Genomic DNA, 23,692 nt, shown 5'->3' with positions numbered 1-23,692 from the left:
CATTATTTTGAACCGACATATCCTTTTCCATATTCGTTTATTATTCTTAAATAATTTCTTTTTTTCTCTTCCATAATTAAATCAATTAAAAAACTAGACATCAACATGGCAACATGTGATTTAATAATCTTTTTGATGACTCTGCCTTTTGAAATTGATTCATCTATAATTCTTTCTGATTTACCAAGTTCTTTTGAATAGGTTAAAACATAATTTTTATTGAGCTTTTCGTTTATCTTATGAAGAATATTTTGCTCAGGGTGATAAAACATTTCATATCCAATAGAATTGGCTCTGTTCTGATAATCTATTTCTTCACCTCCAGCCAGAACCTTACCGTTTCGACCTAAAGCGACATTATAATATCCAACGTTCAAGGCAGCATTTCTTCGTATTGCAAAATTACCTCCCATAAGATATTTAACTAATTTGCAATGATTCCCCATATCATAAATACTAACTAAAAAATAATATTTATGAGGCAACCAATCAGGGATTTTTGTTTTAAAAGGAAGGACTTTTCCTCCCGAAATAGAAATAGAATCATCTAAGAATATTTCATCACAAATATTAAAGTAATTTTCAACCAATTCAATATCATCATCCAAATAAACTAATATTTCTCCCAAAGCTTCTTTAATACCTCTGTTACGCGCATGAGACAATCCTTGCTGGGTTTCAAGAAAATATTTAACGGTACTATTTGAACAATATTTGCCCTCGATAGACGGTGTGAGATCAGTTGACTTATTGTCAATTATTAGAATTTCTGAATCCTCTCTGTTTTTTAAAACACTTAAAACAGAATCTATGGTTTCTGTTAATAATTCGAATCTATTGTAAGAGCAAATAATAATACTGTATTTAATCATGATTGAAAATGAATTGGATTGGAGCAATACCTGCAGCATTATTATAAATCGCTTTGTAATAAAACAAAAGCATCGCCATGCAAATGATAATTGCTACAGGCTTTACTATTCTATTGACTGGATACTTTAAAATATTAAAAATATAAAACATTAAAAAAGCAAGCATAACAACCCGGAAATGTATAAAATAATCTGCAATCCTAGCCAGAATAAAATTATTAGCAAAAACCCTTGACATAATCAATCCAACAAAAAAAAGATTATAAAATGGAATAAAATTATAGCTATTGAATTTCTCTTTTAACTTTTCATAAAAAAGAATAATAAACAAATCTATAAAAAAGAATAAAAAAATAGACAAACCATCACCTCTTTTATTCTCCTCCGTGATTTCGTTCATTAAATCTAGGTTCTCAATATAATAACTATAACCTAGTAAATTAATGAAGGGAGAGGCGTAATCCAGAAAAACCATAAAAAAACTTGGAAGTATAAATACCGATAAAAAAAGTATTATTATTTGTAGCTTAACATTCTTAAACCATTCAAATTTTAAGATTGGGAGCAATACAAAAAGTAATATCACTGTTTTGTGTATGGAAAAGGCGAAAACCCCAAAAAAAATAGCAAAATAGTATTTTTTATTTGTAAACAGCTGCACACAATACATAAAAATTAAAAAGGCAAGTGTCTGTCGCATAGCATTCATGCTAACAAAAAAAAGAAGACTGGTAAAAAAGAAAAAGAAATACCAAGATCGTATAAATGGAATTCTTTTAAGAAACAAAAGAAGAAATAAAATTTGTAAAAAAGCAAAAACAATAAATAAAGAATAACTTTCGAATCCAAATTCTACCAAAAATTGGTTCAACCAAATAAATCCAAAATCATTATCAACTGGAAAACGACCTGAACGACTGAGTTCTTTAAACCATCCAGTGTAACCTATATAATCCAAACCTACTTTGTACCTTAAACCAATAACTAAGGCATACATCAACATAAAAAAATAAATTCCTGGTCTAGCAAAATCTATCTCAAAATTGTTATTTGCTCCAATCTTTTTTGATATTAATTTACTTGAGAAAAATATCAAAAGTATTAAGAATAAAGTATAGAATATATAGGTATTTGTATCAGTCACTTAATTAGATATTTAAATAAATATTTTTTCGAAATCTTTACGTTCAAAGACCTCTAAATGTCCTTTGTAAGTAGCGTTCCAAACCTTCCTATTGTTATTTAAGAAATGATTTCTTGCAACAGTAAAACCTTTTTCCATTCTCTCAACATTAGGGTCATGCCATCTCTCGCCTTTAGTGTAATAATTAGGGGTAAAATGATTTTCATCATTTTCCTCTGTAACTATAATAGAAGAATCTGTTTTTTCTAATTTAGCATAATTATGATCAAAGCCAATCATGTATACCTGGTCAAATCCCATATAATAAGCTAATTGAAGACACATAAAAGTTACACTACCTCCAACACCAATTTTTCTCAAACAATTATCAGAAAATAGAGGTTCAAATATTTTATCCGAGTAATTGACATATGCATTAAAATTGATAGTGTTACAATCTTTTTTAAGCGTATAATCTAAAAAAGTAGGTACAAACTTAACAGGTCCTTTCAATTCATTTATCTCAGAAGCGCGATCTTCGGCTATCAAATAATCCTCAATAACATAATATGTGGGTAAGAAACCCATTTTTTCTTGATTCAAGTAAATACCATTAACCCCAAATGTTGTTTCCCCTTTCAATAATGTTAAATCTAATTTATTCAAAGATGGACCATTACCAATAATAAAGCATCTTTCACCTTTGTGTTTGTTTTTAAAAGAGTGTAGTTTTTTTTCATTTTTAGTAAAAATAATTTCTAATCCTGCTAACCTAAAACGTAGTGTATACCATAAATGATCTAGATAATTTCTGTTTTTTCTAACATCTAATATTGAATTTTTATCTATGAAAATATTGAGCACAAAAAAGAAAATAGGCTTAATAATTTTTTTAATTGACATATTGATATTTTTCTATTTAAAATGAAAATTATTGTTTTTTAAAAACTAGTTTTATTAATTGGAATCCTTGGATTAAATCTTTACGTATCATCAGCGTAAATAAAACAAGACAAACAACAGTTGTACTTATTGCTATAGTATCATTTTTAATAAATGTTGATACTAAAACAACTATTAAGCTAATTAACGACATCAATAAATAAAAATAAAAATTGCTTATTTTTACAATTTTCCAAGAATATTTAACCCTTGTTATTGCCATTATTAAATGGGACAAAACAATTGCAGTTACGGCGCCGTATAAACCCCAAATTGGGATTAAAATTATATTAAAAACCACAGCAATTAAGGCACCCCAAACACTGGAATAAAAATAATATTTACTCTCTCTTGTTGCTGAAAAATTAGTTCCTACAAAACCAGAAACTGCAGCAAACAACGAAGAAAGAGAAAGTATAGGAATATATTGCCATGCCTCAAAAAACTTAATATCTGCAACAAAACCTATCAAAGTTTTACCCAAAACACTCAGCATAATAACGCAAAAGACCAATAGACTGAAAACTAACTTTAGAATTTGATTATAGAATTTTTCATAACTCTCTTTTTGATATTCTTCAATCACAGAAATCTGCCATGAAACCATAAAAACAGAAAACAAAATATTTATTAAAGAAGGAAACTTATAAGCAACCGCAAATAATCCAATAGCATGCATTCCTAAATATTCTTCCATTAAAGGTCTGTTTAAAGAAGCAACTAACCACCACATTATAGCATTTGGGATTAATGGAATAGAATATGTTATCATTTGCCTGTATTTTTCAAAATTTAATACCTTAAAAGAAAAGTATTGATATGATTTTGAATGAATAAAAGTATACAGTGCTGAAATAAAAAAAGAAAGTATTTGAGCAATAAAAAAACCTACTAGGCCATATTGAGGAATAAGAAAAAGAGAAAGAATAGCCGTAAGAAATGTTAATACAACTCCAGAAATTGCGTATACTTTAATATTGTTTATGCTTCGAGAAAATTGCTGTGAAAAAGTTTGAAGAAATAAAGCTACTACTAACAGATAAATGTAGCTGATATTATTTGTAATACTTTTAAGGATATTTACCTCCAGTAAAAATTCCTTTATTCCAAATAACAAAAAGCCAGTAACTATTAACAAGAACAATGAATATAATAATCCAGACGAAAAATATTGTTTTTGACTTTTAAGATCTTTATCTTTAGGAAAAATGAAAATCGATTCAGAAATACTCAATGTGACTATTGCTATTAAAAGACTAACATAAATCATAGCATTGTCAGAAGTCCCATACTCTTCTACGGTTAGCCATTTAGTAAAGAAAGGAAGCATCAAAAAAGCAATCATCTTACTTCCAATATTACCCACAAAAACTAAAACTGTGTTTTTACCTAACTGCTTGTATTTACTCATAAACTACTATGCTGAACCTTAAAATTGTACTGATATTAAAACAATGAACAGATTACTATTTGAGCGAACTTATTTTTGTTCTAAAAACTTCAGACTTATCATTTTTAATAATATCCCCTTCTTTTACTTGAACAAAATTAATAATACCCAAAGGTACCCTTGCATAATCATAAACAATATTCAATACTCCTGGTTCTGTTTCAATCATGTCAGGATATGAAACATTTTCATTTGTGTCAATAACCATTTTATAAGGCCAAGTCTCACCATCATCTTCAGAAAGATAAATTGACATATTTGTCCTAGTCGTGGCATTATTAAATATGATTATCAGGCGACCCGACTGTAGCTTAGCCAAATGAAAACGAGAGGAGTTATTAGCTCCAAGGTCAGTGAATTTTTTTCCCACATCCCAAATTTTCCCATCCTTACTTTTAGAATAATAAATGCCATCTATAGCCCTTGTCATGCCTAAAAAAGTAGAATTTTTCAATTCAACAAACATGTGTTCATAAATCATATGTTGTTTAGAAACATTCATTGTTATTCCCCCCACTTTAGTAAAATCAACCAAATTATTTGGAGCATAATTTCCTTTGTACATAAAAGGTTGTTGTAACATAGGATTACCAGCATACCAAACGGCTATAGGAAATACCATTTGATCCGAAAATACAGAATTAAATGGTTTGTTTATCATAATTCCTGTTGCAAGCCTTCTGGGAGCTGTATGAGCGATAGTTCCGCTTGTTTCCGACAACCTCAATTTAGAATACCAAGTCTCAGCCCATATCTTACTTATAACCTTCTTTTTCTCTATATGCTTAGCCCAAGCTAAATATAAATTACCAAACTTATCATTAAACAAACTAGCATCCATCACTCTTGTAGAATCTTCCGGATTAACAAAAAAGACCAGTTTGTCGTGATTCCAGGTTCTCCCCTTGTCTTTACTCAGAGACACTGTAATATAATTTTCATTTCCTTCCCAAATGCCTCCACTTATCCAAGCGGCATATAAATTACCTAATCGATCTTTCCCCACTGACGCTATACCTTGCCATTTTCTATTAGTTCTGTTATAATTTAAATTACTACCTTGATTTTGAAGTATTCCACCTTCAATATATACATCTGAATCTGGCACATGACCTTGTGGCAACAACGTAAAATCCTGACCTATGTAATCATCACTTTTGACAGTTAAATCATCTGATGGTTTATCTGATAATAAATCTTTATCAGAACTACAACTAGTAAAAAAATATAAAAAAAGAACGGACAAAATGAGTAGGTATTTTTTTTGCATTTCTAAATAAATGTATTATTTGTAAAAAAACTAAAAATTGGTTTTAAAGTAATTATTTTATAGATCCAATTAAGTAATCTCAGAAAAAGACGGAATGTATCTAACAGAATAGTTTAACAATTTCTTATTATTGTACCCATAAAATAAAATATCATTAGCTTTCGCAGCTTCAAAATCATTAAAAGAATCACCTATCAAACATATTTCAAATTTATTATAATTATTACCAATCATAACTTGCTTTACTAATTCTTTTTTAGGAGTTGGAGAACCATGAATCGAAATAAAATATTTTGATAAACCCAAAGCTTCACAAATATACCTCAATTCGTTTCCATCTGATCCTGAAACAATATGCATATTATATTTTGAATAATTGTCCATAATAAACTTTAATGAATCTTCAATCAATAGATTAGAATCCAAGAGATTTTCAAGCATTACTACTGAAAACTCATCAGCTAACACTTTAATCTCTGCATCCGTAATAGATTCTTTTCTTATTTCTTCAAAAAAATATCTGAACTTAATATATCTAGAAAGTCCTCCATTATTTCTATGATATTCCATCAAAAGAGAAACTTGTTCTTTAGGATAATCTTTTAAAACGATTTCAAAACCTTTATCCCGTATAGGCATGGAATCCATTATAACGCCATCAAAATCCCAAAGAATTGTTTTAAATTTCTCAACCATTTTGTAATTTTTTTAAAACCTTTTCAACATCTTCTGGATGGTCAATAGGAATAGATTCTTTTGACATTTTAACCATTTGAACTTCATAACCCATTTCTAGAAAACGCAAAATTTCAATATCCTCTTCCTCTTCCATTGGCGTTTTTGTCAAAACCTGAGTAAAACCCTCTAATGCTTTTTTTGGAAAGGCATAAATACATACCTGTCGAAAACCTACATTAAAAACATTGTTTTTATTTCCTGGTATTGGGGCCCTTGACATATATAATAATCTTTCATCTTGACGCATGACAACTTTAGGAACGGATACACTTTTATAATCTTCCAAATTATCAATCTCACAATAACCATTTAGAATATTTCCTTTTGAAATAGGTAATATGTTAATAATTTCTCTTATGTCATTAGGATTTATAACAGGTTCGTCTCCTTGAACATTTATATAATAGTCAGCATCAATTAGTTTTGCTACTTCTGCTACACGATCTGTTCCGGTTAAACATTTATCAGTAGTTAAAAGACATTGCATTCCGTTTTCATTACAATGTTTTAAAATTCTCTCATCCTCAGTGGCTACATAAATTTGACTTGGATTGATTGCTTTAGCGCATTGTTCCCATACTCTTTGAATCATGGTTTTTCCAGCTAAAACAATTAGTGGTTTACCCGGAAATCTAGATGATTTATATCTTGCTGGTATAATAAGAACCGTTTTCATTATTTATAAAATTTTAGCATAAATTGAATCAGCGTTAAGATTTTTATACTTAGTAGGCGTTAATGCTGTTAGTACCATACCCGCCTCTTGTGCCTTAGAAAATAAAGTTTCGTTTTCAATAAAAAGTTCTTGTTCTTTGTTTCCAACATTTTCACTTATGTAACCATCATAACCAATCAGAAAACAATTCTCTATGTTTAAGTTAATTGCTGTTTGTAAAGCGATTACTGTGTGCGAATCATTTAACAAATTTGTAAAATTAACTTCTGATAATTCATTAGTATCATCGATTAATTTTTTGGGAACAAATGTTCCCATCTTACGTGGAGAAGGTGGCAAAATACAAGTACCCTTAAATTCATCTATATTTTTAAAAACAGACGTTAGTCTATTTCCTTCGTTACCCACTAAACAATAAAAATGCTCTCCTTTAGCATTAATATATGCCATAGAATTTTTTGAACTTGCATGTATAATTGCAATTTCATTTCCAAATTGATTTGCAAACTCTAGAATTGCCTCCGCTTTTTCTACAGCTGTTACACCCCCACCAATTATCAATCCTTGTTTGTATGATTTATTTGCTTTAAATATAGGATATTTGACACTATCTCGATTCTTTTGTTGATGTAGTGCTCTAACAATACTATTTATTGAATAATATCGTTTTCCTACCCAATCCATCACATCTTTTTGTGGTAATGAATTGGCTCCAGAGACCATATATGGCAAATTAGTTCCCCATTCATGTTTTTTTTGTAATTGCACAAAAGCATCTGTAACTGAAGAAAGGGCATTAAAATCAACATCTAGATTATTTCGCTGATTTAAAGCTGTCAATAAAAGTTCTGTTTTTAAATTTCCCGCACCTCTTCCCATACCAGTAATAGTAGCATCGACCATATCTGCACCACATTCAATGGCGGTCAAAGTATTTATTAAGGCCAGTTCTAAATTATTATGTCCATGGAAGCCAATCTTCGTACTCATTTGAGAGCGGACAAGTCCGAAAATTTCTTTTACATCTTCTGGATAAACACCTCCATAAGAGTCAACCATATAAAAATAATCAGCCACACCATCAACATACTTTAGATTAGATAAGAATTCTGGTAAGTTTTTCCATTTAGACATGTACATAACATTAAACCCTAACTCAAACCCCATCGATTTTACTTTTTTAGCTAAATCGATTGCTCTTAACAATTGCTCAGGATCTATTGCAATTCTAACCATTGTGATTATGCCAATACACGGTTTCAATAATTCTTCTACTGTGTCTAATTCTATATCCTTTTCATTTAAAATGATAACTAATTTTTTATTAGACAAGCGTGATAATTTTTTTAACACAAAATCTGGACAATAAAAATATTCTCCATAATATCCAGAAAGTTTTGGACTTCGATATCCAACTTCTAAATACTCAACTGGCAAATTATCCATAGCCGTCAAATAGGTTTCGACTAAATGCCTATCAAAATCCCAATTTGTATAATATCCTCCATCACGCAAAGTACAATCAAGTATTTTAAACATATTTTATTATATAATTAGTTTACAAATTTATTTTTTAACTCGGTTACTCAAAATAATTTAAAGTGGTATATCCTCCATCTTTCAAGTACTGCTCTTTCTGAATTAATTTCAGATCACTCAACATCATATCTTTGACTAACCCTGGCAAGTCATACTTACATTTCCATCCTAGTTTAGACTGTGCTTTAGTAGGGTCGCCAATCAACAAATCAACTTCAGTTGGTCGGAAATATTTAGGATCGACCGCTAAAACTTCTGTACCAATTTCCAATTGAAACTCAGGATTGGCACACACTTTTACATATCCTTTTTCCTCAACACCTTCACCTTTAAACTCTAATTCAATACCAACCTCAGCAAAACTCATACGTACAAAATCTCTAACAGACGTAGTTTTTCCGGTAGCGATTACCCAGTCTTCTGCCTCATCAGCCTGTAAAATCATCCACATCATACGAACATAATCTTTGGCGTGACCCCAGTCACGTCTGGCATCAAGATTACCTAAATACAATTTATCTTGTAATCCTAAAGCAATCCTGGAAGTAGCTCTAGTAATTTTACGAGTCACAAAAGTTTCCCCCCTAATAGGTGATTCGTGATTGAATAAAATACCATTACACGCATACATCCCATAAGCCTCTCTATAATTGATAGTAATCCAAAAAGCATACATTTTTGCTACAGCATAAGGGGAACGTGGATAAAAAGGAGTCGTTTCAGACTGTGGTACTTCCTGTACTTTACCATACAATTCAGATGTAGAAGCTTGATAAATACGCGTCTTTTTTTCTAGCCCTAACAGTCGAACCGCATCCAAAATACGTAATGTTCCTAATCCATCAGCATTTCCTGTATATTCAGGTGTTTCAAAAGAAACCGCTACATGACTCATAGCTGCCAAATTATAGATTTCGTCCGGTTGAATTTGCTGAATCAAACGAATTAAATTTGTCCCATCGGTCATATCACCATAGTGCAAAAAGAAATTGCGGTGATCAACATGAGGATCTTGATATAAATGATCAATTCTATCAGTATTAAATAATGAAGAACGCCTTTTTAATCCGTGAACAATGTATCCTTTTTTTAATAAAAACTCACTTAAATAAGCTCCATCCTGTCCTGTAACTCCCGTTATAAAGGCTATTTTTTGTGCTATACTCATAGTCTTGTCGTGATTTTATTACAATATTTTGTTCTTGAAATAGTATTCTTGATTAAAAAAAAATTGACGATAGACTTTCAGAGATTTACATCTTCATTTCCTTAAACTCATCCATATTCTCTAAAAACCAATCGTAGGTTTTTTGAATTCCCTGTTCAAGATTCACTTGATGTTTCCATCCTAGATTATGCATCTTAGTTGTATCAATTAATTTTCTTGGTGTCCCATCTGGTTTTGTGGCATCCCAAATAATTTTGCCTTGATGCCCCGTAATTTTCTGAATCGTTTCAGCCAATTGTTTTATAGTCAAATCTTCTCCTGTACCCACATTGTATAAATAATCCGGTAACTTGTTTTCTAAAGCAAAAACAACCGCCTGAGCCATATCGTCTACAAATAGAAATTCTCTCATAGGCGTTCCGCTGCCCCAAAGGGTTACGGGAGCATGGTTATTTGCCTTAGCTTCATGAAATTTTCGCATCATGGCCGGCAAAACATGGGATGTACTTAAGTCAAAATTATCATGTGTACCGTATAGATTAGTGGGCATAAGACTTAGATAATCCTTTCCAAATTGTTTCCTAATGGCTTCGCAGGCTTTGACACCGGTAATTTTTGCAATAGCATACCATTCGTTAGTAGGTTCTAAAGTATCCGTGAGCAGGTATTCCTCTTTCAACGGTTGAGGCGCTAGTTTTGGATATACGCAGGAACTTCCCAAAAAAATAAACTTTTCTACACCAGTTTGCAATGCGGCATCAATCAGATTATTTTGGATTTGCATATTTTCCATAATAAATTGATACGGGAAATTATTATTGGCCAATATTCCTCCAACTCGTGCAGCAGCATCAATAATAACTTCCGGATTTTCGGCTGTTATAAAATCAGTAACAGCTTGTTGATTTCTCAAATCCAATTCACTACTGGAGACTCCTAATAAATTAGTGTACCCATTTGCAGACAAAATTCGCCAGATGGCACTACCAACCATTCCATTGTGTCCGGCAATATAAATTTTAGCCTCTTTCCTCATATTTTTAATTCAACAAGTCTGGATTTTCTCTTTCCAACTGATTGTAAATATTCTTAACATCTTGTGAGCTGTCTTTATGCAAAATTAAATTAGCGGTTTCCGTATAAACAAAAATGGTGTTTTTCAATCCTACAAAAGCGGTATAATTATCCGTTCCAATAACCATATTTCCATTTTTATCAACAGAATGCCCTGTAGAAACAAGATAGTCATAAACTGACTCAAAAGAACCTAAATCAGACCAAATGAATTTTGAAGATACTACTTTTATTTTTTTACTTCTTTCCATAACCGCATAATCAATGCTGATAGAAGGAATTTCTAGAGACAACTGTAAATCTAAAGAACCATTATTATTATTCCGCCAAGCAATTTTAGATTTCTCATATACATCAGGTTGAAACAATTGTAACTCCTCCAAAAAAACACTTGCTTTGAAGCAAAACATACCACTGTTCCATAAAAAATTTCCTTTGGCGATGAAATCTTTTGCGGTAACTTGGTTTGGTTTTTCTCGAAAAGAAATCACATCATCTCCTTTGCGTTCTATATAACCATATCCTATTTCTGGCTTAGTGGGTACAATTCCGAAAGTTACAATATATCCTTTGGAAGCTTTTTCCACTGCTTCATTGATTGCTGCTTCATAATTTTCCATGGCATCAATAATGTGATCAGAGGGGGTTACAATTAAAACATCTTCTGGATCCGAAGCAAAAGCGGCAAAAGCTATTGCAGCAGCTGTATTTCTAGGAGTGGATTCAACAATGTCTAAATAGGGAGTATTTGATTTCTCCATCACTTTCCTACTCAAGTGGCAATTATCAATATTGCCCACAACCATAATTTTATTCGCAACATTACGATTACGCTCCACAGTCATTTCAAACAATGACTTACCATCAAACAAATCTAGATATTGCTTCGGTTGACTTTTTCGGGATAAAGGCCATAACCTGCTACCTACTCCGCCAGTTAGAATGACATGTGTAATTGAAGACTTATTTTCCATGCTGAACTTTTAAATCTTTACTATAAATTGCTATTTGATCCTATTATTTTTTTTGATGATATTCTATAATCGCCCATCAGCTGCATCACCCAAAACTCCTTTTACATCATATAACAAACTAGTCGAATTTTGTAATTTGGTCAAGTCTAAATCCAAAAACTGATGGTGTGCTACACCCAGAATTACGGCATCAAACAACTCAGTTGGTATTAAATTTGTAGTAACCAAGTTATATTCTTTTTTTACTTCTAATGGATTTGCCATAGGGTCATAAGTGGTTACAGTAATTCCGTAATCCGTTAAAGCTGTTATTACATCCACAATTTTTGTGTTACGAACATCTGGACAGTTCTCTTTAAAAGTAATTCCAAGCATCAAAACTGTCGCTCCATTAACCGAAATTCCTTTTTTAATCATCAGCTTTACTACTTGAGAAGCTACATATTCGCCCATACTGTCATTCAATCGTCTGCCCGCTAATATAATTTCGGGATGATATCCAAACTCTTGGGCTCTTTGCGCCAAATAATAAGGATCAACTCCTATACAATGACCTCCAACTAAGCCCGGTTTAAAAGGCAGGAAATTCCATTTGGTTCTTGCTGCCTCTAAAACAGCTTGCGTATCGATATTCATCAAATTGAATATTTTAGCTAACTCGTTTACAAAAGCTATATTGATATCCCGTTGAGAATTTTCTATTACTTTGGCGGCTTCTGCAACCTTTATAGATGGTGCCAAGTAAGTTCCTGCAGTAATAACGGACTTATATAATTCATTTACTTTTTGACCAATCTCTAAAGTGGAACCTGAAGTTATTTTTAAAATTTTATCAACTGTATGTTCCTTATCTCCCGGATTAATTCTTTCAGGAGAATAACCCGCAAAAAAATCTACATTAAATTTCAATCCAGAAACCCGCTCTAAAACAGGAACACATTCTTCCTCCGTTACCCCAGGATAAACGGTAGATTCATAAATAACAATATCCCCTTTTTTTAAGACTGACCCTACAGTTTCACTTGATCTGTATAATGGGGTCAAATCTGGGCGATTATTTTTATCAACCGGAGTGGGAACTGTTACAATATAGTAATTACAATCTACAATATCGTTAACATCAGTAGTGCAGTATAAACCAATAGCATTACTTGACACATCCATTAGCACTTTTTGCAGCGTGACATCATCAATTTCAAATGTAGTATCAGTCCCTGATTTTAATGAACTAACCCTAGATTGATTGATGTCAAATCCAACAACAGCATGCTTGGTTGCAAACAACCTTGCCAATGGCAACCCTACATAACCCAAACCAATTACTGCTATTTTTGTATTAGAATTCATTTTTTGAATAATTATAAGTAACCATCGTTAACTTTATTACACTGCTTCGCGATTCATACTCACAAAAATGAGCTGAAACCAAAATAATTTAAGAGGTCAAATATAGGTACAATATGCCGATTTTTTATCTATTATTTACCTTTCAAAACACAACGATACTTCTACAAAAACTGAACAAAAACATAAACAGCTGAAATTCAGAAAGTAAGATATCCAAAACTAATTAAACCACCCAAAAAAAATCACCTAAATAGGTGATAAAAAAATATCAAAAAAAGATTTCAAATTAGCATTTATAGGGCTTAAATACCTGATGGGAATTATGAAACTTAAAGCATATCAATTATGTAAATATAAAATGCACCAATTCTATTTTTTTGCAATTCGAAACAAACAGATATAAACCTATTTTACTTTTTTTTCCATAAAAATGCCCCAAATAGTGTCTAACTTTTTGGGGCATGTTTATTGAGCTAAGTTTTCACATTTTTAAAAATCGTAGACACGTTAAATAAGGAATCGAATATCACTTCCTAAAAATTGTGATAACAGCTACTATTTATACTTCATTTTTAAGACACAACCTAACGATTCCAAAACCAACACATAATGGGTATTAGTAACCTCTTGAACAATTGCTTTTTGATTAGAAAATGGTCCGGAATCCAATTGTATAGCATCTCCTATTTGAAAAGAAAATACTGAAACCTCATTACCCTCAGAGGGATTTAGCCATTTTTTAATAACACTAATCTCTTCGTCGCGGACAACAGCCGGTTTTCCTAACCAAAATAAATAACGCACCACTCCTACTGACTGGAACACAGCATTCCGTTCAGAATCTGGCAATTGAACAAAAACATAGGAATTAAATAGAGGCACTTCTACTTTTTTCTTTCTGTCTGACCATTGCCTAACTTGCGTAATCAAAGGACAATAGCACTCAATTCCTTTATTTTTTAATTGTTCTGCAACTTTTTTCTCCCATTTAGGCTTTGTATAAACTACATACCAATTCATCTTATATTTTGTATTACACTACTAGTTTTAGTATGATTAATCGGAATAAACTTCTACATGAGACAATATGTCTACAATTCATTTGACAACAGTACTATGTATCTTTCTCATTTTTGTTTATGGGAAATAGACTAAAATAATCTATTTTTTTTACGAACCTATAGCTTGATATACAAAACCAATAGCTCTTAATTCTGAAGCATTCAACAGGTTTCTCCCATCAAAAATAAAAGCAGGCTTTTGCATAGAATCGTATATTTTTTGCCAATCATACTTAACAAACTCATCCCATTCCGTAAGTACAGCTATAGCATGAGCATTATAACATGCCTCATAGGGATTATCAAAAGACTTGACACTAGTACTATTTAATTCAGCACTTCTCGTTTCTAAATAATTTAAATCGTCAATAATTTTTTTATTAGACACCTTAGGATCGTAAACAGCAATTTTCGCATGTTCATTTATCAAATCATCAGCAACATAGATAGCAGCCGACTCTCTGGTATCATTAGTATCTTTTTTGAAAGCCCAACCTAGAAAAGTTACTTTTTTATCTGAAACTGTATTATAAAGAGTTTGAACAATGTTGTTTGAAAAACGTCTTTTTTGGTGATCATTCATTATAATTACTTGCTCCCAATAATCAGCTACTTCATGTAATCCATATGATTTTGCGATATAAACCAAATTCAATATGTCTTTTTGAAAACAAGAACCTCCAAACCCAACAGAGGCTTTAAGAAATTTCGAACCTATTCTACTATCCATTCCTATAGCTCTTGCAACTTCATTTACATCAGCACCTGTTTTTTCGCAGAGCTCTGACATGGCATTTATAGAAGAAATTCTTTGTGCTAAAAAAGCATTAGCTGTCAATTTAGAAAGCTCAGAAGACCAAACATTAGTGGTTAATATTTTGTCCGTGGCAACCCAATTTGCATATACATCAACTAAAGCCTGAATCGCTTTCTGTCCTTCTACAGATAAATCGCCTCCAATTAAAATCCTATCAGGATTCAATAAATCTTGAACAGCAGTTCCTTCAGCTAAAAACTCTGGATTTGATAAAATTTGAAACTGTACTCCATTCCCTGTATTGTCTAAAATACTTTTAATAGCCTCAGCAGTTCTAACAGGCAGTGTCGATTTTTCTACAACAATTTTGTTGTCTTTGGCAACTTTGGCAATTTGTCTTGCACACAATTCAATATATTTCAAATCAGCTGCCATACCTTTTCCTTTTCCGTAGGTTTTAGTAGGTGTATTTACCGATATGAAAATAATTTGAGCTTCGTCTATAGCTTTTTCCACATTAGTAGAAAAAAACAAGTTTCTTCCTCTGGCTTCAGCAACAATTTCGCTTAAACCTGGCTCATAAATAGGTATATTATTTACATCTTCATCATTCCATGCAGTAATTCGTTCTTCATTTAAGTCTACTACTGTAACTTGTATTTGCGGGCATTTTTGAGCAATGACAGCCATCGTTGGACCTCCAACATATCCTGCTCCTATGCAACAAATTTTTGTAATTTTCATTTATTCAAATTTTTAATTTTGCAAATATATTTTAATTTACTACATTATTTTTCTTAAAAATTTATTTAAGATTATTCCAATACCATTCAACAGCTTCTTTCAATCCTTCTTGCATCGAATATTTTGGATGATATCCCAACAACGATTTAGCTTTGTCAATACTTGCCAAAGAATGTGGAATATCGCCAGATCTATTAGGGCCGTATTCTATCTCGACAGTAGCAATTCTTTCATCATAAACACATAAGAAATCTTTTAAATAATCTACTAAATTATTCAACGTATTTCTATCTCCATAGGCAGTATTGTATACCGTATTTATCGCCTCTGGATTTTTTGTCAGTATAGCCAGCTCATTCATTTGAATTACATTATCGATGTAAGTGAAGTCACGGGAATAATTGCCATCCCCATTTATTTTTGGACTTTCCAATTGCATCAATTGCATTACAAATTTGGGAATGACCGCTGCATATGCTCCATTAGGATCTTGCTTTCGACCAAAAACATTAAAATAACGCAACCCGATTGTCTCTAAACCATAGGTTCTGCTAAATATTTCAGCATATAGCTCATTTACATATTTTGTAATTGCATACGGAGAAAGTGGCTTTCCAATTACGGCTTCAACTTTAGGCAAAGCTTCTGAGTCACCATAGGTGGAGGAACTTGCCGCATATATAAATCGTTTCACTTTTGCGTCTCTTGATGCTACTAACATGTTCAAAAAACCGGAGACATTTACATCATTTGTAACAACTGGATCATTAATAGATCTGGGTACAGAACCCAAAGCTGCCTGATGTAAAACATAATCTACTCCTTGTACAGCATTTTGACATTCTGCTCCATTACGGATATCGCCTTCTATCAAATGAAAATCGGGATGATTTATAAAATCTTTTAAATTATGTCTATATCCAGTTGCAAAATTATCAAAACAAATAACCTTATAATCTTTAGATAAAAAATATTCACAAAGATTAGAACCTATAAATCCTGCCCCACCCGTAATTAAAACGGAACTTTTTGTTTCTATTTTCATTTGTACCTAATTTTAAAACAATCAATTATTTAGTTTGTTTTTTCAAAATCTTCTGTGCTATTCTTTGATAAATACTTTTAGTCTTACCCTCTTCATAATATCCATTAGCATAGGTTCCATAACCATAGCCGTAACCATAACCATAGCCGTAACCCGTACCATATTTTGCTTTATTCTCCAAACCATTTAAAACAATACTAGCATTATTTAACTCTCCGCGTTTCACCCTGTTGTTTAACAGCGTAATCATATCTTTTTTAGTAAAATTCTGTCTTACTATATATAAGGTAACATCACAATATTGCGCTAGTTCTAAAGCATCTGACACCAATCCTACTGGAGGTGTATCCAATATTATATAATCGTATTTTTTCTTTAACTCTTCTATTAACTCTCCCATTCCTTGACTCATAATCATTTCAGACGGATTAGGGGGAATTGGACCTGATAAAATAACGTCTAAAAAAGGTATGTGTGTGTGATTGATGATTTCGTCAATTGTTTTTTGTTTTATCAGATAATTTACAATACCAACATCATTTGATAAATTAAATTCAACGGACAGCTTAGGCTTTCTTAAATCCAGACCAATAACAACTGTTTTTTTCTCACTAAGTGCAAATACCGTAGCGATATTTATAGAACAAAATGTTTTTCCCTCACCACTCACAGAGGATGTAATCATTAGTGTCTTTGCTCCATCTAAATTTTGTTGCTTATATAGAAATTGAAGAGATGAACGAATGGCTCTAAAAGATTCTGATAAAGCTGATTTTGGCTTGTCGTAAACAGCTAAATTAGTATTCTCTTTATTGACTCCAACAACACCTATTAAAGGGATTTTTGTCATCTTACTGATATCCTCAGCATTCTGTATCGAATTATTGATAAAGAAAACTGCAAATACAAAAACCAATGGAAAAAGTATGCCCAGAAATAAAGCCAATACATAATTAACTGATGTTTTTGGACCTATAAGTCCCCCGCCAACATCCTTAGCAGGATCTATAAAATGAACATCTGATAAATTTGCCGCCTTAACAATATCTGCTTCACTTCTTTTTTGAAGAAAAGTGCTATAAATATTATCACTCAAATCATATTTTCTTTTAATCTTAATGAGCTCTTGCTGATCATCCGGAAGTCCCTTTATAGTACTTTCAGCCTCATTTATTTTACTGCTCACCATAGCTAAATCATATTGAAGAGATGCTTTGGCAGTAGCTATATTCTCTAACAAAACATTTTTAATAGCCTCCATTTGATTATCAAAATCCTTAAATATTTTATCGCTTTTTACAGCATAAGCCATTTCTGATCTTTGAGTAGATAATGCTATTAACTTTGAAATATTTACTACAATATTTGGATCTTCTATTCCAGCTACTGAAGGTGCAGGAAGTTTTGCGTAGTTTACACTGTTTTTTAAGTATGCTTTTAATGAATTATAATAAGCCATTTTACGATTAATCTCGTCTTTTTTGACGTCAAATTCCAAAATCTTTTCTGAAAATTTACCTCCACCTTCTTCAATATCATAAATGTTTTTACCTTTTCTAAAGGATTTTAACTCATTTCCTGTTTCCTTAAGCTGGGATTCCATCGTGACTAATGTACTATCTATAAAAGCTATAGTATTTGTCGCAAACTGGTTCTTACTATCCAATTGTCTCTTGATAAGCATTTTAACAGTCGCATTTAAATACTCAACCATTCTTGCTTTATTAGTTCCCTGCATACCTAAGGTAATTATTGAACCTCCTTTATCGTCTGACCTAACGCTTATACCTTTATACCCTGATACCGTTCCGTTAAAATCATTAAACTGTACAAAATATTCGTTTCCTTTATAGAAGCCAGGATTTTCATTAATTTGTAACTTCCAATTCAAAAAAGGCAAAGAAACTTTTTCGCCAACCTTATATCTTTTTACAAAATCTCCTGTTGCTACAGCTGTATTACTGTATGAATTGTCAGAATAGGAAATTAAAGATACATTTTTACTTGCAAAAGGAATTCTAATTTCATATATATCTTCACTAATAAATTTAATCCCTATTAAAGTCCCTGTTAATTGCCCTTTTGACTTGTCAATATTGATATAAAAAGGAACTGATCCATAAGCATCTACTAAATTATATTCCCCTTGAACTAAGTAATTAATATAATATTGTAACTTATCTACAACCAGTTCATTGTGCGACCTAGATTGCAAAGTTGTTGATATGGTCTGAACTTGATCCGAAGTACCTCCCCAATTAAAGACTAAACTGGTATTTGAAGTAAAAAGGGGATTACTTTCTTCTTTTACGGAAATAAGTGTTTCCATACCGTAAATTTTTTCTTTACGAATATTTACCTGATAAGCAATCGTGAAAGTGATTAATAAACTTATCAAAAACCACTTCCAATAACTTCCAATTTTTATTAAAAAACCCTTAAAGTCAAAGCTTACTTGGTTTTCAAAAATCGAAAAATCTTTTATATCTAACATTTTTTGAGTGCTGTTTTAATTTTTTAATAGTAAGAAAGTGGTTGTGGCTAAAGACAATAGTGTAATGATTGTACTCAAAGATTCTATTCCTGTTTTTCCAGTTCCCCAAGTTTTTTGCTTGAGTGGTTTTATATAAATATAATCATTAGGCTGCAAATAATAATAAGGGGATTGCATTACATTTATATCCGTGAGGTCTAAATCGTGCATTTCTACACCAGTTGGCGTTTTTCGCATAACTGTTACTGCTTTTCTATCTCCAGTGATAGTAATATCTCCAGAATTAGCAATAGCTTCCAAAATATTTACCTGCTCTTGAAACATTGTTTTTGTACCTGGCCCCCCAATTTCTCCATTGATAGTATAACGCAAACCTGCTAATTTAACGGTTACAAAAATATTAGCTTCCTTATTAAAATACTCTGCCAATAATTGCTTTTCAACTCTAACTCTGATTTCGTCCAGCGTGTAACCGATTACATTTAACTCTCCTAAAACTGGAATCCTTATATTTCCATGGTCATCCACTGTAAAACCATCAAAATACAATCCTGACTCAGATTTACCTCCAGCACCTCCATCATTTGAAGGACTAAAAATAGCGACTAATTTAGGGTCAATAGCTTTTATCGTGATACTCAAAACGTCATTAGTTTGTAATCTATACGGTTTTGATTCTATAGCTGTAATAACAATATTATCTTGTGAATTATCTTTCTTTTGAAGATAAATTAAATCTTGGGTAGAAATGCAAGAAGTGAATAAAACACTTATGGTTAGTAATAAACAGAATACGGATTTGCTCATTTTCAATATTTTTAACGACAAATATAGCTTTTCATTTACTATTTAAAAAGCATCACTATTCATTAAATGGATTAATTATTTTTAAACGACTTTTCAAAAGGTACTCTTTGCAAAATACTTCTTCCCAAGGTAACTTCATCAGCATATTCAAGTTCATCTCCTACCGAAATCCCTCTAGCAATTGTCGATATAATTATTTCACAATCAGCAATTTGTTTATAAATGTAAAAATTAGTGGTGTCACCCTCCATTGTGGAGCTTAAAGCAAAGATTATTTCACTTACATTACCTGATTTCACTTTCTCAACTAATGTAGTAATGTTCAACTGACTGGGACCAACCCCGTCAATAGGAGAAATTTTACCACCAAGAACATGATAAATCCCTCTAAACTGCCCCGTATTTTCAATTGCCATGACATCACGAATATCCTCGACAATACAAATGATTTGGTGATTTCTACTTTGGTTAGCACAAATTTCACACAGTAGACTATCCGAAATATTATGACAGCTATTACAATATTTAATATCCTCACGCATTGCAAGCAAGGCCTGAGATAAAAAACCTGTTTGTTCTTTTGGCTGTTTTAGCAAATGTAGCACCAACCGAAGTGCTGTTCTTTTACCAATTCCCGGCAACTGAGACATTTCGTTAACTGCTTTTTCTATAAGTTTTGAAGAAAATTCCATAACAGCAAAAGTAGTTAATTTGTCCCGAACGTTCGGGATAGATAATTTGAAAATTTGAAGATTATTTATGTAATTTGGTCCAAACAATATTTATACAAAATGACTCCCAGCACCATTCTAATACTTATAATCGTTTATTTTGGAATTTTATTTTACATCTCCCATGCTGTCAGCAAAAAAGACAGCGGAAACGATGCTTTTTTTAAAGCCAATAAAAACTCCAAATGGTACTTGGTTGCTTTTGGAATGATTGGAACTGCACTTTCCGGTGTGACATTTATCTCCGTTCCGGGAGAAGTAGGTTCTCCAAACGGGGAACAATTCAAGTATTTTCAGTTTGTTCTGGGGAATGCTATAGGTTTTATAATAATCGCCAAAGTTTTGCTTCCGCTGTATTATCGAATGAATTTGACTTCCATTTACGGTTACATCGAACAACGATTAGGGATTTACTCCTATAAAACCGCCGCAACCATTTTCCTGATTAGCCGAACCATTGGATCTGCATTCAGATTGTACCTTGTCGTGATTGTTTTGCAACGTTTTGTTTTTGATTATTATGGAATTCCGTTTGCAGTAACGGTTTTAATTTCGCTGGCTTTAATATTTGCGTATACGTATCGTGGCGGATTGAAAACCATTATTATTACGGACACTTTGCAAACTTTTTTCTTGGTCACTTCGGTTTTCTTGACAATTTTTTTTATTTGCAGAAGTTTAAATTTGAATGCTTTTGAAGCTTTTGAAGAAGTAAAAAATAGTAATTATTCAAAAGTATTTTTCTTTGAGGATTTTGTGTCGAGTAAGTTTCATTTTGCAAAACAAATTCTGGGAGGAATTTTTGTTACTATTGCCATGGTAGGCTTAGATCAGGATTTAATGCAAAAAAACCTGAGTTGTAAGAACATTGGCGAAGCACAAAAAAACATGTTTACGTTCACTGGAATATTTGTACTTATCAATATTTTTTTCCTCGGTGTGGGAGCTTTAATTTACATCTTTGCTACTAAAAACGGGATTGAGGTACCAACAGATTTAATCACCGGAAAACCCAGAACCGATTTGCTTTTCCCAGAAATTGCCTTTAACCATTTATCACTAATTCCATCAGTTATTTTCTTATTAGGATTAACGGCCGCAACTTTTGCCACAACGGATTCCGCGCTAACAGCACTGACAACTTCGTTTTGTGTTGATTTTTTAGGAATGGATAAAGTAGAAAATCAAGGAAAACCAAATGTAGTACGAACCAGACATTTTGTTCATATTGCCTTTTCGTTCCTAATGTTTCTGGTGATAATTTTCTTTAATGCTATTAATGACAGTTCTGTTGTAGCTATGATTTTCAGGGTTGCATCCTATACCTACGGCCCGCTTTTGGGATTATATTGTTTTGGATTATTTGTAAAATCAAAAACAGTCAAAGACAAATATGTTCCTATCATTTGCTTATTATCTCCTGCTGTAACGTACTTTATCAATGAAAATTCTAAAGCAATATTTTTCGGATATGTTTTCGATAACGAATTGATTATCGTAAACGGACTAATCACTTTTCTTGGATTGTTATTGATCAGCAAGAATGCCACATCTGAAACACGATTTTAATTTTAGCCCAGATTACTTCACTTAATTTTAATTTTCATAGGAGTTCAGTGAACTTCGTTTGAAGTAAAAATCCTTTTATAAAGCTGGAAGCCTTTTGAAAGCTTCCAGCTTTACAAAAGATTATAATATATAGCTGGAAATAGCTCCAAAAAAACTAATATTGATTTGTTGCCAACATAACCAGTGTACACCCTATCTCGACTTTGATGTCATTTAATTTCAACAATTGATAGAACTCCGGATTCTCGGTACCTGGATTAAAAATAACACGTTTTGGTTGTGCCTCAACGATATAATTATAGTAATCACGCTGACGCAAAGGATTTAAGTAAAGCGTAACTGTATCGATATTTTTTAGTGGAATAGCTTTAGTCTGGATTTTTATTCCGGCTACTTCACCCGCGTTTTGACCGATAGCAAGAACTGAATGTCCTTTATCAACCAGTTTTTCAATCGCTATGAAAGAATATCTAGCAGGTTTTGTTGAAGCTCCAAGAACTAGCGTTTTTTTATTTTTTATCATTTTCTGTAATTATATTTTGCAAAAGTAATAAAAAAAGACCCATGAGTTTAGCAATTATCAGGTTTAGTTATAAAAGTAAGAAAAAACATTACGCTAACATTAAAAAGTAAAAAAAGAGTACTTTTACACTATTAAAAAACAAAATATGGATCTATTTATTTATCTGTTTGTCGCACTTTTTTCGGTTTTAAATCCTATTGGTACCGTTCCTATTTTTGTAGGACTGACCCAAAATGACACCAAAAAGGAGCGTTCCAGAATTTCTTTATGGACGGCGATAAATGTATTTATCATCCTTATCGTCTCGTTTTTTATTGGTCAATATGTATTACTTTTTTTTGGAATCAGTATTGATGCACTAAGAATTGCCGGTGGAATTATTATTGTGAGTTCTGGATTTTCATTGCTTTCCGGAAAATTCACCAAGAAGAGAGGTATTAATAAAAAAGCAGAAACTGATGCGCAACAAAGAAATGACATTGCCTTGACTCCACTTGCAATTCCTATGCTTGCTGGTCCTGGATCTATTTCTCTACTTATCGCATTTTACCAAGAACACAATACAACTATGGAGATAATTATATCTTCCATCGCTATTCTTGCCATTGCAGTTGCTATTTTTATTATCCTTAAAAGTGCTCATTATTTAGCAAAAATACTTGGAGCTTCCGGAATTATTGCTATTTCCAGGATTGTGGGTTTCATAGTAATTGCAATAGGAATTCAATATATTGTAAGTGCTATTATCAATATCATAAAAGGGAATCTCTCCTAAATTCATATTACAA

21 protein-coding genes are annotated in these 23,692 nt (G+C 32.0%); 2 read left to right on the top strand and 19 right to left on the bottom strand.

Features of this window, described 5'->3' with window-relative positions; translation table 11 throughout:
• Window positions 1-2: 2 nt before the first annotated feature.
• The 18 genes from ACNQF6_RS07660 to recR form a co-directional block, all read right to left on the bottom strand.
• Window positions 3-872: a glycosyltransferase family 2 protein gene (locus tag ACNQF6_RS07660; protein WP_417964713.1), complete on the bottom strand. Its 870-nt coding sequence runs from the start codon at window positions 870-872 to the stop codon at window positions 3-5.
• Window positions 865-1,875: an EpsG family protein gene (locus tag ACNQF6_RS07655; RefSeq protein WP_417965030.1), complete on the bottom strand. Its 1,011-nt coding sequence runs from the start codon at window positions 1,873-1,875 to the stop codon at window positions 865-867. The genes ACNQF6_RS07660 and ACNQF6_RS07655 overlap by 8 nt, the downstream gene beginning before the upstream one ends.
• A 153-nt stretch (window positions 1,876-2,028) precedes the next feature.
• Window positions 2,029-2,898 carry a 6-hydroxymethylpterin diphosphokinase MptE-like protein gene (locus ACNQF6_RS07650; protein ID WP_417964711.1) on the bottom strand — a complete coding sequence of 290 codons (870 nt, stop codon included), beginning with the start codon at window positions 2,896-2,898 and terminating at the stop codon, window positions 2,029-2,031.
• Window positions 2,899-2,926: 28 nt separating this feature from the next.
• Window positions 2,927-4,348: a lipopolysaccharide biosynthesis protein gene (locus ACNQF6_RS07645; RefSeq protein ID WP_417964709.1), complete on the bottom strand. Its 1,422-nt coding sequence runs from the start codon at window positions 4,346-4,348 to the stop codon at window positions 2,927-2,929.
• Window positions 4,349-4,403: 55 nt separating this feature from the next.
• Window positions 4,404-5,657, bottom strand: a complete 1,254-nt coding sequence (locus tag ACNQF6_RS07640; RefSeq protein ID WP_417964707.1) for a sialidase family protein — start codon at window positions 5,655-5,657, stop codon at window positions 4,404-4,406.
• Window positions 5,658-5,726: 69 nt separating this feature from the next.
• On the bottom strand, window positions 5,727-6,353 hold the full coding sequence (locus tag ACNQF6_RS07635) for an HAD family hydrolase (protein WP_417964705.1): 627 nt from the start codon (window positions 6,351-6,353) through the stop codon (window positions 5,727-5,729).
• Entirely contained in the window at window positions 6,346-7,071 is a 726-nt protein-coding gene (locus tag ACNQF6_RS07630) for a 3-deoxy-manno-octulosonate cytidylyltransferase (protein WP_417964703.1), read from the bottom strand. The genes ACNQF6_RS07635 and ACNQF6_RS07630 overlap by 8 nt, the downstream gene beginning before the upstream one ends.
• A 3-nt stretch (window positions 7,072-7,074) precedes the next feature.
• Entirely contained in the window at window positions 7,075-8,610 is a 1,536-nt protein-coding gene (locus ACNQF6_RS07625) for an aldolase catalytic domain-containing protein (RefSeq protein ID WP_417964701.1), read from the bottom strand.
• 43 nt (window positions 8,611-8,653) lie between these two features.
• Window positions 8,654-9,778, bottom strand: a complete 1,125-nt coding sequence (gene gmd / locus ACNQF6_RS07620; protein WP_417964699.1) for a GDP-mannose 4,6-dehydratase — start codon at window positions 9,776-9,778, stop codon at window positions 8,654-8,656.
• 85 nt (window positions 9,779-9,863) lie between these two features.
• Entirely contained in the window at window positions 9,864-10,814 is a 951-nt protein-coding gene (locus tag ACNQF6_RS07615; RefSeq protein WP_417964697.1) for a GDP-L-fucose synthase family protein, read from the bottom strand.
• A 4-nt stretch (window positions 10,815-10,818) separates the two neighbouring features.
• Window positions 10,819-11,826, bottom strand: a complete 1,008-nt coding sequence (locus ACNQF6_RS07610) for a mannose-1-phosphate guanylyltransferase (RefSeq protein WP_417964695.1) — start codon at window positions 11,824-11,826, stop codon at window positions 10,819-10,821.
• 63 nt (window positions 11,827-11,889) lie between these two features.
• A complete protein-coding gene (locus tag ACNQF6_RS07605; protein ID WP_417964693.1) occupies window positions 11,890-13,173 on the bottom strand; it encodes a nucleotide sugar dehydrogenase in 1,284 nt (427 codons plus the stop codon).
• 555 nt (window positions 13,174-13,728) lie between these two features.
• On the bottom strand, window positions 13,729-14,193 hold the full coding sequence (locus tag ACNQF6_RS07600) for a UpxY family transcription antiterminator (RefSeq protein ID WP_417964691.1): 465 nt from the start codon (window positions 14,191-14,193) through the stop codon (window positions 13,729-13,731).
• Between the two features lie 150 nt (window positions 14,194-14,343).
• Window positions 14,344-15,735, bottom strand: coding sequence for a UDP-glucose 6-dehydrogenase (locus ACNQF6_RS07595; protein ID WP_417964689.1), 1,392 nt, complete (start codon window positions 15,733-15,735; stop codon window positions 14,344-14,346).
• A gap of 61 nt (window positions 15,736-15,796) precedes the next feature.
• A complete protein-coding gene (locus ACNQF6_RS07590) occupies window positions 15,797-16,780 on the bottom strand; it encodes an SDR family oxidoreductase (RefSeq protein ID WP_417964687.1) in 984 nt (327 codons plus the stop codon).
• 25 nt (window positions 16,781-16,805) lie between these two features.
• Window positions 16,806-19,274: a polysaccharide biosynthesis tyrosine autokinase gene (locus ACNQF6_RS07585; protein ID WP_417964685.1), complete on the bottom strand. Its 2,469-nt coding sequence runs from the start codon at window positions 19,272-19,274 to the stop codon at window positions 16,806-16,808.
• A 15-nt stretch (window positions 19,275-19,289) separates the two neighbouring features.
• Window positions 19,290-20,081, bottom strand: a complete 792-nt coding sequence (locus tag ACNQF6_RS07580) for a polysaccharide biosynthesis/export family protein (RefSeq protein ID WP_417964683.1) — start codon at window positions 20,079-20,081, stop codon at window positions 19,290-19,292.
• A gap of 71 nt (window positions 20,082-20,152) precedes the next feature.
• A complete protein-coding gene (gene recR / locus ACNQF6_RS07575; RefSeq protein ID WP_417964681.1) occupies window positions 20,153-20,773 on the bottom strand; it encodes a recombination mediator RecR in 621 nt (206 codons plus the stop codon).
• 99 nt (window positions 20,774-20,872) lie between these two features.
• Between recR and ACNQF6_RS07570 the strand changes: the two genes are divergently transcribed.
• Window positions 20,873-22,381: a sodium:solute symporter gene (locus ACNQF6_RS07570; protein ID WP_417964679.1), complete on the top strand. Its 1,509-nt coding sequence runs from the start codon at window positions 20,873-20,875 to the stop codon at window positions 22,379-22,381.
• 154 nt (window positions 22,382-22,535) lie between these two features.
• On the opposite strand, the gene ACNQF6_RS07565 is transcribed toward ACNQF6_RS07570, so the two are convergent.
• The gene (locus tag ACNQF6_RS07565) at window positions 22,536-22,901 is read right to left on the bottom strand and encodes a CoA-binding protein (RefSeq protein WP_099716185.1); all 366 of its coding nucleotides are present in this window, start codon (window positions 22,899-22,901) and stop codon (window positions 22,536-22,538) included.
• A 148-nt stretch (window positions 22,902-23,049) separates the two neighbouring features.
• Here ACNQF6_RS07565 and ACNQF6_RS07560 point away from each other — a divergent pair, with 148 nt between their 5' ends.
• Complete coding sequence (locus tag ACNQF6_RS07560) at window positions 23,050-23,679, top strand: MarC family NAAT transporter (RefSeq protein ID WP_417964677.1); 630 nt, start codon at window positions 23,050-23,052, stop codon at window positions 23,677-23,679.
• The last annotated feature ends 13 nt before the right edge of the window (window positions 23,680-23,692 follow it).

The sequence above is a fragment of the Flavobacterium pasteuri genome (assembly GCF_048286615.1).
Lineage (GTDB): Bacteria > Bacteroidota > Bacteroidia > Flavobacteriales > Flavobacteriaceae > Flavobacterium.
Note: the sequence above shows the minus strand (reverse complement) of the source record. Positions and strands in the feature narration are given on the sequence as shown.